The organism is Actinoplanes sp. HUAS TT8 (assembly GCF_051380535.1).
In the GTDB taxonomy this organism is placed as follows: Bacteria; Actinomycetota; Actinomycetes; order Mycobacteriales; family Micromonosporaceae; genus Actinoplanes.
In genome coordinates this window covers 9,403,013-9,415,898 of sequence record NZ_CP195646.1, presented here as the reverse complement: position 1 = coordinate 9,415,898, position 12,886 = coordinate 9,403,013, and the positions used below count along the sequence as shown (strand labels likewise).

General features: G+C 68.5%; 11 protein-coding genes and 1 tRNA gene. 5 read left to right on the top strand and 7 right to left on the bottom strand.

Going from position 1 to position 12,886, the window contains the following annotated elements:
* Nucleotides 1-120: 120 nt before the first annotated feature.
* Complete coding sequence (locus ACSHV8_RS41935; protein ID WP_436525357.1) at nucleotides 121-738, top strand: hypothetical protein; 618 nt, start codon at nucleotides 121-123, stop codon at nucleotides 736-738.
* Here ACSHV8_RS41935 and ACSHV8_RS41930 read toward each other — a convergent pair.
* Nucleotides 687-1,469 carry a CPBP family intramembrane glutamic endopeptidase gene (locus ACSHV8_RS41930; protein WP_436525355.1) on the bottom strand — a complete coding sequence of 261 codons (783 nt, stop codon included), beginning with the start codon at nucleotides 1,467-1,469 and terminating at the stop codon, nucleotides 687-689. The two genes, ACSHV8_RS41935 and ACSHV8_RS41930, sit on opposite strands and share 52 nt — an antisense overlap.
* A 107-nt stretch (nucleotides 1,470-1,576) precedes the next feature.
* On the opposite strand from ACSHV8_RS41930, the gene ACSHV8_RS41925 reads away from it, so the two are divergent.
* Nucleotides 1,577-2,686 (top strand): globin domain-containing protein, encoded by a 1,110-nt coding sequence (locus tag ACSHV8_RS41925; RefSeq protein WP_436525353.1) that lies wholly within the window; start codon nucleotides 1,577-1,579, stop codon nucleotides 2,684-2,686.
* A gap of 4 nt (nucleotides 2,687-2,690) precedes the next feature.
* Here the strand turns inward: ACSHV8_RS41925 and ACSHV8_RS41920 are convergent, their stop codons facing one another.
* The gene (locus ACSHV8_RS41920) at nucleotides 2,691-4,217 is read right to left on the bottom strand and encodes a peptide deformylase (protein ID WP_436525351.1); all 1,527 of its coding nucleotides are present in this window, start codon (nucleotides 4,215-4,217) and stop codon (nucleotides 2,691-2,693) included.
* A 318-nt stretch (nucleotides 4,218-4,535) separates the two neighbouring features.
* Here ACSHV8_RS41920 and ACSHV8_RS41915 point away from each other — a divergent pair, with 318 nt between their 5' ends.
* Nucleotides 4,536-5,252, top strand: coding sequence for a hypothetical protein (locus ACSHV8_RS41915; protein ID WP_436537180.1), 717 nt, complete (start codon nucleotides 4,536-4,538; stop codon nucleotides 5,250-5,252).
* A gap of 587 nt (nucleotides 5,253-5,839) precedes the next feature.
* On the opposite strand, the gene ACSHV8_RS41910 is transcribed toward ACSHV8_RS41915, so the two are convergent.
* Nucleotides 5,840-7,828 carry a hypothetical protein gene (locus ACSHV8_RS41910; protein WP_436537178.1) on the bottom strand — a complete coding sequence of 663 codons (1,989 nt, stop codon included), beginning with the start codon at nucleotides 7,826-7,828 and terminating at the stop codon, nucleotides 5,840-5,842.
* Between the two features lie 279 nt (nucleotides 7,829-8,107).
* Between ACSHV8_RS41910 and ACSHV8_RS41905 the strand changes: the two genes are divergently transcribed.
* Complete coding sequence (locus ACSHV8_RS41905) at nucleotides 8,108-8,821, top strand: class I SAM-dependent methyltransferase (RefSeq protein WP_436525349.1); 714 nt, start codon at nucleotides 8,108-8,110, stop codon at nucleotides 8,819-8,821.
* Between the two features lie 154 nt (nucleotides 8,822-8,975).
* On the opposite strand, the gene ACSHV8_RS41900 is transcribed toward ACSHV8_RS41905, so the two are convergent.
* From ACSHV8_RS41900 to ACSHV8_RS41885, 4 genes are all read right to left on the bottom strand, one after another.
* Nucleotides 8,976-9,506 (bottom strand): YbhB/YbcL family Raf kinase inhibitor-like protein, encoded by a 531-nt coding sequence (locus ACSHV8_RS41900; RefSeq protein WP_436525347.1) that lies wholly within the window; start codon nucleotides 9,504-9,506, stop codon nucleotides 8,976-8,978.
* A gap of 277 nt (nucleotides 9,507-9,783) precedes the next feature.
* Nucleotides 9,784-10,173 (bottom strand): C40 family peptidase, encoded by a 390-nt coding sequence (locus tag ACSHV8_RS41895; protein ID WP_436525345.1) that lies wholly within the window; start codon nucleotides 10,171-10,173, stop codon nucleotides 9,784-9,786.
* A 684-nt stretch (nucleotides 10,174-10,857) separates the two neighbouring features.
* The gene (locus ACSHV8_RS41890; RefSeq protein ID WP_436525343.1) at nucleotides 10,858-11,472 is read right to left on the bottom strand and encodes a DUF4352 domain-containing protein; all 615 of its coding nucleotides are present in this window, start codon (nucleotides 11,470-11,472) and stop codon (nucleotides 10,858-10,860) included.
* Nucleotides 11,473-11,625: 153 nt separating this feature from the next.
* Nucleotides 11,626-12,588 carry an NAD(P)H-quinone oxidoreductase gene (locus ACSHV8_RS41885; protein ID WP_436525341.1) on the bottom strand — a complete coding sequence of 321 codons (963 nt, stop codon included), beginning with the start codon at nucleotides 12,586-12,588 and terminating at the stop codon, nucleotides 11,626-11,628.
* Nucleotides 12,589-12,664: 76 nt separating this feature from the next.
* On the opposite strand from ACSHV8_RS41885, the gene ACSHV8_RS41880 reads away from it, so the two are divergent.
* A tRNA-Ser gene (locus tag ACSHV8_RS41880) sits at nucleotides 12,665-12,749 on the top strand.
* Nucleotides 12,750-12,886 lie beyond the last annotated feature (137 nt).

Sequence of the window (12,886 nt, the reverse complement as noted above, 5' to 3'; positions counted from 1 at the left end):
AAGAAGGCCGCTCCGACCAAGCGCGCCCGAAAGGCCACACCCCCGAAGGCCACGCCGCCCAATACCGAAGCCCCCAATCCCGAGACTCCCGAGCAAGCCCAACCACTAACTCCGGCCCCGGTGACTGAGGTGACGCCGGTAATAGAGGTGAAGCCCACCCCCGAGGCGAGCGCACCCCCAGCCCCGAAGGCCCCAGATCAACTGCTGCTGGACCTCTGGCCTCACCTACTGGCCAACCCCCGCAACGCCCCCAAGCTCCTGTCCGAAGCCGCCGTCCAAACCCTGGGCCCCCGAGCCGCCGCCTGGGCCGCCCACACCCGCGCCACCTACCCGTCGGCCACCCCGCAGGCTTTGGCTCGCCTGGCCACGGCCCGGTTCACCCGCGCCGCGGAACGGCGGAGCCTTCTGAGCGCGGTCTCCGGTCCGTACGCGCCAATTGTTCTTGTCGCAACCGCCGCGATCACGCATGCGGATCTGGTGTTGCACCTGGCCGCCGCGTATGGCGTGGATCCCACCGACCCGGAGCGGGCCGCGGAGATCCTGGTTCTTCTGCCGAGTTATCGGAGCGGCGCCGCCTGGGCCGCCCTGCGGCTGGCCGATCGGCTCCTGCCGGGGACAGCCCTGCTCGGTGCCGTTCTCGGTGGCCGGAACGCGGCCGAGGCGGTCGCGACCCGGGCCGAGCGCCGTTACGGGTGGTATTCGAGCCAGCTGAGCCAGGAGTCGGGCAGCAGGTCGTAGCCGACGAACGCGGTGATGTCGAGGAGGCTGTGGGCGACGATCAGCGGCATCACCCGTTTTGTCCGCAGGTAGAACAGCGCGAAGACGATGCCCATCACGACGTTGCCGATGAAGCCGCCGAAGCCCTGGTAGAGGTGGTAGGACCCGCGCAGGACGGCCGAGCAGAGGATGATCAGCGGCATCCTGAAGCGACCGATCTGCTGGAGCCGGGTGATCAGGTAGCCGACGACGACCACTTCCTCCAGCACCGCGTTCTGGATCGCGGAGAGGATCAAAACCGGAATCGTCCACCAGTACGGGTTCAACCCGCTCGGCACGATCTGTGCGCTCAGCCCGAGCTGGAGCGCGGCGTAGACCAAAAGCAGCCCGGGGATCCCGATGCCGGCCGCCAGTCCTGCGCCCCAGCCGGCGTCGAAGCCGGGCCGCCGGTAGTCGATGCCGAGGTCCCGCCCGGGTCGCATCCCGTCCCGGCGCAGCAGGTACCAGGCGAGGAGCACCGGGATCAGGTCGAAGAAGATGCCGAGCAGCTGGTTGGTCAGGTCGAGGTAGGGCCGCGCCGACGTGGTCGGGTTCAGCGTCGCGGTCTGGCTGGCCAGTGGTTTGCCCGCGGTGAGTTTGGCGGTCAGCGACACGACCGACCAGATCGCCGACTGCCCGAGGGACAGCAGCAGGACGATGGCTATCTCGGCGGGGTACGCCGATCGGGTGGACTGCTGTCCTTCGAGAGTCACGCGGCCAACTTTACGAGGGCACAAAATCGGTCATATAGACAAGCTGCGAGTGATGAGTCGCACTGAGCGTGCGTCGTGTTCCCGACTGTGCTGACCACTCTGAATGCATGGGAGACCTCGCACGCTTGCTCAAGGAGAGCTGGAGCCTCGTCGAGGAGCATCAGGACCGGGTGGCCGGCTACTTCTACGCGCGGCTGTTCCTGTCGCACCCGGACCTTCGTGAGCTCTTCCCGGTGCATATGGACGTGCAGCGCACCCGGTTGCTGACCGCGATCGTGACCGCGGTGCAGACCCTGGAGGATCCCGAGCGCTTCGACGACTACCTGCGGGCGCTCGGGCGGGATCACCGGAAGTTCCACGTGATTCCGGAACACTACGAGGTGGTGGGCGGGGCGTTGATCGAGTCGATGCGGGCGTTCGCAGGCGAGCAGTGGGGCGTCGAGTACGACCAGGCCTGGGCCGACGCGTACGCGGTGATCGCGGCGAAGATGCTGTCCGGCGCGGACGCTGATCAGAATCCGCCATATTGGTACGGCGAGGTGGTTCAGCACGAGCGCCGGTCCCGGGACATCGCGGTCTTCACGGTGTTGCCGATGCAGCCGTTGGAGTATCGCGCCGGCCAGTACCTGAGCCTGGAGGCGACCCGATACCAGCCGCGGCTGTGGCGCACCTACTCGCCGGCGAACGCCCCGCGGCGGGACAACACGCTGGAGTTCCACGTGCGCGCGCTGGGCGCCGGCTGGGTGTCCAGCGCCCTGGTCCGCAAGCTGCAGGTGGGCGACATGATCAAGCTGGCCGCCCCGATGGGCTCGATGACCCTGGACCGAAGATCGACCCGGGACGCCGTGTTCGTGGCCGGGGGTACCGGTCTGGCGCCGATCAAGTCGCTGCTGGAGGAGTTGACCCGGTACAACCGGACCCGCTGGGTGCACGTCTTCTTCGGCGCGAAGAACCGCGAGGACCTGTACGACCTGGCCGATCTCAACCGGCTGGCCGCCCGCTATCCCTGGCTCTCCGTGGTGACCGCGTGCAGCGACGACCCGGGTTTCGCCGGCGAGCAGGGCAACATCTCGGACGTCGTGGCCCGTTACGGCCCGTGGAACGAACACGACTTCTTCGTCTCGGGCTCCGGCCGGATGGTGAAGTCGACCCTGACGAAGCTCGCCGAGCTGCAGGTGCCGCCGATGCGGATCAAGTACGACACCTTCAACGACTAGCGGCTCAGTAGTCCCAGGGGCGGCCGGTCTGCTGGTATTGCGCGATCGGGACCAGCTTGGCGTCGGACTCCATCCGGTCCACGTACAACCGGCCCTCCAGATGGTCGATCTCGTGTCCGACCAGCCGGGCCATGGCCCGCTCGAAGACGGTCACCACCCGGGCGCCGTCGAATCGCGCGTGCTCGACCTCGATCCGCAGGGGCCTCGCGACCAGACCGCGGTAGTCGAAGAAGGAGAGACAGCCCTCGTACTGCTCGTCGCCGTCCGATGACTCGCCGACAATCCGGGGGTTGAGCAGCACGACCGGTTCGATCTCGCGTTCCGGCGGGCGGACCACGGCGGCCGCCACCGGGATCCCGATCTGCGGCGCCGCCAGCCCCACCCCCTTGCTGAACTCGTGCAGGTCCTCAAGCTGAGCGAGGGAGCTGAGCAGGCGGGTGACCGTCTCCCGGGCGGCCGGCGCCTCCCGGGGCAGCTGGAAGTGGCGGGCCCGTTGCCGGAGCAGGTCGGAGCCGCGCTGGATGATCCCGATGCCACGCATCCGGTGCGATGCCCGGGGCAGCGCCGGCTCGGGTGGCGCGAGATCGTCGAACTGCGGCGCGTCGGTGCCACGGAACCGCCATTCCAGGCGGTACCGGGCATTCAACAAAGGCTGATCGGTGGACCACTCGAAAATGGCGCGACCTCCCTCGTTGCGGCGTTCCAGGGGACTGCGCACCGGGACTTCCGCGTTCAGGGACACCTCGACCCCCCACACCTGGGGCTCGAAGCGTTCCGGGAAGTTCAGGCGCACGGTGAGGGAGCGGGTGGGCAGCCGCACGGCGCGCTGGAACCATTGGCCCCACTTCTCTTCACCGACCGTGTACGCGTACTCGATCCGGGTCCGCTCTCCGGGGTAGAGCGGGAATTGGCCGCGCTCGTTCGCGAACAGCAGCCACAGTTCCTTGGCCGCGTCCCGGTCGAGCTTGACCCGCCACTTCATCGACTCGGCGGCCTCGCCGTCGCCGGCCATCGCGTGGACGTCCATCTCGTCGAACGTCAGCGGGTGCTCGCGGTGGTGCCGGTTGGAGCCGGACGGGTCGTTCGGGTAGCGGTCGACGGCGATCTTCACGAGGTACCGGGTGACCGCCTCGGTGCCGGCGTTGTAGAGGGAACGGCGCACCCGGCAGCGGTAGGCGCCGCCGATGTAGGCCAGCTCGGCGACCTCGCTCTCCACCACCAGGCCGGCGCCGGGTGGCAGCCATTGGGCGGGCACCGGTGGATCCCGGTGCATCACCCCGCGGGCGTGCCGGAGCTCGTCGTACTCCTGGAAGCGCTGCCAGATCGCACCGCCGGCCCCCAGCACCGCCTCGGCCCGGCGGGCGAAGTCCTCGGTCGGCTTGTGGCGGCGCCCCTCGACATGGCTGACGTAGGAGGGATCGAAGCCCATGCGCGCAGCGAGCTGCTTCTTGGTCATTCCGCGCTCGACCCGCCATTGCGCAAGCGCCGTAACGAACTGATCTGCGGCCCGTTCAATGGGCGAGGTGGTCATCACGGATGTCCCCTTCGCGACGGCACTCTCAGTGTCACCGGCATCGGGTGTCCGGATGGGGCTAGTAGCGCGTTGCCGACAGGTATCTTGACAAAACCGGCAGCCGAACAACGCTACGTCAGGTAACCATTGCAGAGGGTATTCGCCCGGAAAATCCCAGGTACCGGCTTGGTTAGGCTACCCTTAACCGAGTACTCTCGGTCGCCTTGGAGCACTGCCCGAAAGCGGTGAGGTGGAGAAGCTGGTGAACGTGTGACCGTCACCCTGGAACTCACCGGTCCGCACCCGCTGGCCCCCGTGACCCACACCCTCGAAGCGATGTTCGGCGGCTTTCAAGCCCCCTCGCTGGCGCACGGCCTGATCGTCCCCGACCAGGCCGGATGGGCCCCCGCCAGCGACCTCGCGGGCCCGTCGCTGACCACCCTGCTGGAGTCGGCCGGCCGCCGCTGGAACGCGCAGCCGCACGCCGCCGCGGCGCTGGCCTGGAAGGCCTACACCTACTGGCTGGCGCTCCCCGCGGTCCTCGGCTGGGTCTCGGCCCGACGGGTTCCGCTGATCACCGCCAGTAATGTAGTGACGAGCTTCAACAACCCGGCCGTCATGATCACGCTCGGTGTGCGGCCCGGAATCCCGGTCGCCGTCCTGCCCAACGACCCGCTGGCGATCAGCGGCCACCCCGACGCGGTCGTCGTCCCGGACGAGGAGGCGCTCGTCGTCGAGTTCCGCCGGGCCCTGCTCGACGAGCACCTGACACCGCTGCTGGACGCCGTCCACACCCGCGTCCGCCTGGGCAAACGCCCACTGCTGGGGTCGCTGGCGTCCGGGATCGCCTACGGCGTCCTCCGCTCGGCCGACATCACCCCCGGCTCCTCGGCCGAGTCGATCGACCGGCTGCTCGGCGCGCTCGGCATCCGCGACCTGATCGACCTGGTCCCGGCCCGCAACGGCGGCTTCGACGTGCAGCGCAAGACGTGCTGCCTGGCTTTCACACTGCCGACGCCGAAGCTCTGCCCCGGCTGCTGCATCAAGCCCTGACCCGCACGTTTGCCGTTTATCGGATTACGGCCGCACCGCGGCCACAATCCAACATTCCCTGATCAACGCGGTTTCCGTGACCTTCCGGCGGCCTTCCGGTCACGGCCGCCAAAGATCAAACCCAAATTGCCGACGTACGTCCATGAAAGCCCCGCCCCCAGCCCCGCGCGACGACGTCGGGCCCCGCCGGATTGTTCAAAACCGGTCGCCGAAAGCCCCGAACCCGAACGCCGCGACCCACCCCCACTCAAGCCCCAGACGCGACTCACCCCCGCCGGCTGGTGCTCAGGGCTGTCTCAAGGGCCTTGAGACAGCCCTGAGGACCAGCTGGCTTGCGCGCGCGGACCGCCCAGATCGAGCCGGGCCACGCCCGGTGGGCGAGACCGAGCCGAGCGGGTGGCTGGGCCGACGCGGGTGGCTGGGCCGACGCGGGTGGCTGGGCCGACGCGGGTGGCTGGGCCGACGCGGGTGGCTGGGCCGACGCGGGTGGCTGGGCCGACGCGGGTGGGGGCCGGGAGGCGGATTGGGGGTGCGCGGCCGGCTTGGGTCGGGGGTGTTGGGGTTGGGCTCGGTGGACGCGGGTCGGGTCAGCTGTTGGCGTCGGGGGTGACGGTGGCGTCGGGGTTGTCGACCAGGCTGCGGACGTCCCACATCCAGACGCCGCCGGTCCAGGTGGGGCGGAAGCCCAGCAGGTCGGACATGGTGCGCAGCATCTCGATGTCGCGGGTCTGCGGGGTCAGCACGACCACGCCGGCCTTCCAGAAGCGCAGGTCGGCGAGGGTCATCTCGCGGCGCGCGTCGGTCACCTCGGGCGTGGGGTTGCCCTGCCGGATCGAGGCGATCAGGCCGCTGGTCGGGCGCCACGGCGGCGCGAACGCGGCCGTGCGGTCGGCCGGCTCCTGCGGATTCTGGGTGGGGAGCAGCGCGTACGCCCCGGCGATCCGCATGTCCTGCTCGGTGTAGGCGCTCCAGCGCAGCGGGTCCGGGTACGAGCTGTCCGGCAGCGGGAGGGTGACGACGGTGTGCTCGTCGTCCACGTACTGCCGCCAGGCGCCCGAGGTGACGAACTCCGGGACCGGGGCCATCTTCTTCGAGGCCAGCTGGACCGGGACGAGCGGCACCAGCGCCATCGCCACCGCGGTGATCATCGCGACGCGGATCGGCCCGCGGGTGTGCGGCTGGGTGCGGACCAGGTCGGCCGCGCGCTGGCAGCCGAGGGCCAGGAGGATGCCGACGACCGGGGCGATCGCCATCGCCCAGCGGGTCGGCACGGCCGAGTTCAGCACCGGGAGGTGGTGGAGAAATGACCAGATGCCCGGAACGCCGGTGTCCTTACCGTCTAGGTAAATACGCGGTCCGAGCGACATCGCACCAAAGAACAGAGCCAGGAACCCGAGGGTCAAAACGGCCGCGCTGCGCCGCAGCCAGAGGATCAGCCCGAAGAAGAGGATGATCAGGCCCCAGCCGAAGAACGCGTTCTGCTCCGACGGGTTCTGGGCCAGCGTGAGCGGCACCCGGGGGTTACCGGCGACCGAGTGCGTCGAGTACGCGGTGAACGAGCCGAGATCCGCGCCGAAGCTCCGAACATAAACGGACAGGCCCTGGTACGACTGCGGGCCGAAGAACTGCACGGTCAACGGGTAGGCCAGCGCGGCACCCGCGATCGCGGCGGCGATGGTCAGCCCGCGCACGAACGCGAGCGCCTCACCACGGTGCCGCTTGCGCCTGACCAGGGCCATCACCAGGCAGAAGACCCCGAGACCGACCGCGGTCATGAAGAGGATCTCGAGGTTGATGAACGCCTGCCAGATCAGCAGGCCGCCCAGCAGAAGGCCGTTGCGGACGGCCCGGCCGGGGACGCGCAGCTCCAGGGTCCGCCAGATGATCAGCGGGACCAGGAACTGGGAGACGATGTTCGGGTGGCCGGCGGCGTGGGCGATCATGCTCGGCGCGAACGTGGCGAACAGGGCCCCGACCCATGCGGCGAGTCGTGAGGCGACCACGCGGCGTGACAGGACCAAATACCACGACGCACCAGTTAATGCCAATGCGCCGGTAAGAAATACGTTGAACGACACATGAGGACCGAACAGAAGAGTGATGGGCGTCAGTGGCAACGAAACGGCCAACACCGAGGTGTTGGCCATCATGTTCACCCCATCGGGGTAATTCATGCGATCCGAGAAGAACGGATATACGCCATCCGTGAGCACTCGGGCACCGTGCGCCAGCATCCACTCGAAGAAAGCCTGATCCTGCGGATCATCGCGTAACTCATGATCAAGATTGAGCCACAACGGTGCCGTGACGAAGAGCGCAACGGCCAGGAAACTAGCTATGGCGAGAACGTCCCGCCAGGTCACCCGGCGCCACAGAGGACGACGCCGCGCAGGCGCCGTGGCCTGCTCATCCGTCGTTTCCCTGGTCGGCGCGGGTGAGGTCGGAGCGACCGTTCCGATGCCGCCCTCAAGTGCGCGCAGCTCGGCGTCCAGGTCCTCGGCAGCGGTCACTTGGCGGGGCGGCAGAACGTTCTCACCGGCCGTCTGGCCCGTCGAGTCATAACCCGTAATCGTCATAGCATCGGCGAGCCTAACCGAGGTGGCGAAGAGTTCCGCGTTGCGCGGGCGCAGCGTGATAGAGCCGATATGTACGCGTGTTTTCCGCGTGTCCATGGATCAACCTCAGAGGAAGCTGGGAGCAACGCGTAACCGCCCCTCATACCCCAACCGGCTATGTATCAATCAGGCCAAAAAATCGGGAGGCAGCAGCGGTCAACTTTCGGATAGCGGCCGTAGATGGTTAACTTCACCGGTCCTGCTGTCAGCTCGGATCGGCAAGATGAGGGAACCTCACCTATGGCAGACATCACTGGAGACCAGCGGATCCAGTCCGAAGTGCTCGAAGGCCTCGCCACGGCCGTGAACCACCGCCGGTGGTTCGTCGAGCTCGCTCTCCCATACCTCGGGGACAACCCCATCGAGATCGGCAGCGGCCTCGGGGACTATGCGCTCGAGTGGGCCGAGCACCTCCCGCGGTTCACCGCGACCGAGGCCGACCCCGACCGCCTGGTCCTGCTCAAGGAGCGGATGGCCGGCCACTCGAACATCGAGGTGCGGCAGATGCTGCTCCCGGCGCAGGACGCCAACGGGCAGTACAGCGCCGCCGTCTCGTACAACGTGCTCGAGCACATCGAGGACCACGTGGGTGCGCTGCGCAGCATGCGTGACCTGGTCCGCCCCGGCGGCCGCGTGATCATCATCGTGCCGGCGTTCATGTTCGCGATGAGCCAGGTCGACATCGCCACCGGCCACATCCGGCGGTACACGAAGAAGACGCTGGGTGCCGCGTTCGCCGAGGCCGGCCTCGAGATGGAGAAGCTGCACTACGCGAACGCGCTGGGCCTGATCGGCTACTACGGCGCGACCAGCATCTTCAAGCTGGCGCCCAAGGAGGGGCCGATGGTGAAGGTGTACGACTCGCTCGTGCTCCCGCTGACCAAGGCCGCCGAGCGTGTGGTCCGCCCGCCGTTCGGCCAGTCGGTCTTCGCCGTCGCTCGCACCCCCCAGTGAGCGATCGGCCCGACTGACCCGGAAAGTACGACCCCTGACGCGCACCGACGCCCGCTGAGCTCTCGCAGGACGCTCCGCTGACGCCGTACCGAAGCAATCGAGGCGGTGGCCGACCCGGCCGCCGCCTCTGCGTTTCAGCGGACCTGGCGAGTTTTCAGCCGGGAACCCGGAACGTCGGCCGGATCGTGGCCCGGGCCAGGGTGTGGAAAGCCAGGTTGAAGCCGACCCAGGCGGGCGTCGCGTCCGGCGGGACCTCAAGCGCGTCCACGTCGATCGCGTGGACGGCGAAGACATAGCGATGCGGGCGGTCGCCGGGCGGTGGTGCGGCGCCACCGTAGCCGTCGTCGCCGTAGTCGTTGCGGATGCAGAACGCGCCGTCGGGCAGCGGGTCGGCACCACGATCAAGATCGGTCACGTCGAGCGGCAGGTTGACGAGCACCCAGTGCCAGAAACCGCTGCCGGTTGGGGCGTCCGGATCGAAGCAGGTGACCGCGAACCCGTGCGTCTCGGCCGGGAACCCGGACCAGGACAACTGCGGGGACAGATTCTTCCCGCCGACGCTCGTGTGCGCGTGCAACTCGTCAAGCGGCTGCCCGTCCGTCACATCCGCGCTGGTCACCGTGAACGACGGGACCCGCGGCAGAAGATCGTACGGATCGGGGGCCAGGGCTCGGTCAAGACTCATCTGGTCCTCCGGCGAAGTGGCTCAGCTGATCCGGCTTTTCCACCTGAGCCGAGACTAACCGCCGGAAGTGTCGGGCGTCTTTCGCCGGTATTGCGTGCTCCCGTCACTCGTCCGGGTAAACGCACAGGTGGTGCGCACCGTCATCGCGATGCTCGGCGATGCTTCTGTCAGACATCCGACCGGGTGCGTGCGGCCGAGATCCCCGCGCCCAGTCGTGATCGGTCCAAGCCAGCCGGCACTCGTCCTGACGGGTGCCGGCTGGACCACTTTTCGCCACTCAGCGGATCCGCTTCACTTTGAGACCCTGGTACAGCCGGCGGTAAACCACGCCCGTCCGGTGGTTCCCGGCGTCGATCATCATGCCGCGGCCCATGTAGATGCCCACGTGCCCCGGCCCGACGACCAGATCGCCCGGTCGCGCCTCGCCACGCGGGATCGTCCGGGCCCGGGCCGCCTGCGCGCGGGACGAGTGCGGCAGTCGCATCCCGGCCCGGGCGTACGCCTGCCGGGTCAGCCCCGAACAGTCGAACCCGCCCCGGCCCTCGCCGCCGGTGACGTAGCGCTTGCCGAGCTGCGAACGGGCGTACGCGAGCACCGCTCCCATCTGCCCGCCGCTCAGCACCCGCAGCGGGCGCTCCACGGTCCGCCGTACGGACTTGCGGAGCATGCCCCCGTGCGACACCGTGGTTCGCCGCTGAGCGATCACCACGCGCCGCTGGGACGCCCGGTACTCGCGTACCGCCTCCCGTCGCTGAACGACCCTCTCGAGGCGCTGGGGCGCCACCCGGAGCGCGGGGCGCGGCGCCGAACGCCGTAGTCCCGACGCCGGACGCACCCCCAGCGGGGCGAGCGGAGCGGGCCGGACCGCCGAGGCCCGGCGCTGCATCGCCCGCGTCGCTCGCGACGAGGCCAGCTGGCGCTTCTGGATCATGTTTTCGTCGAAGCCGCCCGGGACGGCGCGGGTCGCAAGGTCCGCGGCGTTGGTCCCGGCTCGCAAGGCCGGTGGCTCCGGATTCGCCGGCGAGGCCTGCGGAGCTCGGAAAGCCTCCGTGGCGTGCTCAGCGGGGTCTACGGCCGGCGCGATGACGGCGAGCGCGAGCGCGCCCGCGGTCAGCACCCGGCGGGTGGACGGACCGTGCAGTGTTGCCTCCGAAATAGGCCCGGGGCACTCACGCGAATCCCATCATCAGCGCGGGTGAACCTGCTCTCCCACGCTATTGCCGCCGTCGAAGGAGGGCAATGGGAACCCGGACAACTTTGTGTATTCCGTGGACCATGCCAACACACCTTGAATTACGGCGTGGCTGGATTCAGATAATTGTCCCCCCGATCTCGAACAGATAAAGCGTCGCTACTGCTCGGCGGACGGCAGCGACATGCGGATCCCCGGCGTGGATCCCGAACCGCGCAGCGAAAGCTCGCTGAGCTGGGAATTCTTCGGAACGTCGAACGGCAGCACGCCGTTCACCGAGGCGCCCGGACGGATCTCGTCGAGTAAGGTCGGACTGTCATCGTTCAGAAATACCGCAGCCTCCGCGGCGACGGCGTAGGCTCCACCCTCGGTGTCGTAGACGCGTTGCGCGGAGCTGTCGAAAAGCTCCGGCTCACGGCCGTTGTTGGTGACCCGCACGGCGAGAAGGCAGAACTGCCCCTCGGCGCGCTGCTCCAATCCGTCCGGGCCGATCGCGGAAACACCGCAGCGAACGCTCTTCACCCGAAGGCCGAACCCGCCGGGCGTGGCGTCCCCGGCGTCGGCCGGCGGCAGGCCCCGGATCACCACCGGACCGCCGCTCGGACGGTCGGCCGTCGCCACCGCCCAGATCCCGAACGCGATCAGGGACAGGGCGACGAGAAGGCCGCCGCCCACCCAGATGCGCGCCCGCCAGCGCAGCGCCCACTCGTCCACACCGTCGTCGTCCGGATCGAGCACCCGAATCGGCGTGGCACGGTGCGGTGTGTACGTCACGGTGTCCCCCAGGGAACGGATCCGGGGCGCACCCGAGGATCGGACGCGCTGTCCGTCCATGCTGGGTTCGCCACGGCCGGACACGGCCGCGACACTCCGCAAAAAGGACTTTATCGGTCATATCATCGGCCGGATATTCCCCCGATCGAGTGATCAGCGCAGCAGCACGATCTTTCCGAGGTGATCACTCGACTCCATCACCCGCTGCGCCTCGGCCGCCTCGGCCAACGGCAGTGTGGCGTGGATCACCGGCTTCACCACACCTGCGGCGACCAACGGCCAGACCTGATCACGCACACCGGCGACAATCCGCGCCTTGTCGGCCAGCGGACGGGCACGCAACGAGGTCGACGAGATGGTGCCGCGCTTGGCCATCAAGGCACCCAGATCCAACTCGGCGCGGGTGCCACCCTGGAAACCGATCACCGAGATCCGGCCGTTCGGCGCGAGCACCTCGATGTTGCGGGCCAGATACGTCGCGCCGACGATGTCCAGCACCACGTCGGCGCCCCGGCCATCGGTGACGTCGTGCACCACCCGTACAAAATCCTGGTCCGAATAATCGATCGTCACATCAGCCCCGAGAGCACGCAGCCGCTCGTGCTTCGCCGCACGCGCAGTGACCAGCACCCGCGCACCGAGCGCCCGGCCCAACTGGACGGCGAAAGTACCGATCCCGCTGCCGCCACCATGCACCAGGAACGTCTCACCCGACCGCAGCCGATCATGCGCCACCACGTTGGACCACACCGTGCACGCCACCTCCGGCAGCGCCGCCGCCTCGACCAGCGACAACCCGGCCGGCACCGGCAACAGCTGCCCGGCCGGCACCGCGACCCGCTCCGCATAACCGCCACCGGCCAGCAGCGCACAGACCCGCTCGCCCACATGACGGCCCTCGACACCCGGCCCGACCACGCTGATCACGCCGGAACACTCCAGCCCCGGATAGGCCGGCGCACCCGGCGGAGGCGGATAATGCCCCTGGCGTTGCAGCAGGTCAGCCCGGTTGACCGCGGCCGCGGTGACGTCGACCACGACCTCCCCGGCGGCCGGCTCCGGATCCGGAACCTCGGCCCAGCGCAACTGCTTGTCCTCGATCACGATCGCGTACATCCCCCGACAATGCCTCACGGGTACGACACAAGCGACAGCATCCGTTGGGCATCTGGCAGACTGGAGCGGCACTGCGGGAGGGCTCGCCTAGTGGCCGATGGCGCCGGTCTTGAAAACCGGTATGGGGAAACTCATCGTGGGTTCGAATCCCACGCCCTCCGCTTGATCGCAAGCTGTTAAAACCCCCGCCGACCTGCACGAACGCAGGACGGCGGGGGTTCCCTGTGTTAGACCTTGAGTCTCACTCGATCTCACTCACGACCGCTCGATCTCGCTCGCCGCGACAAATACGCGACAA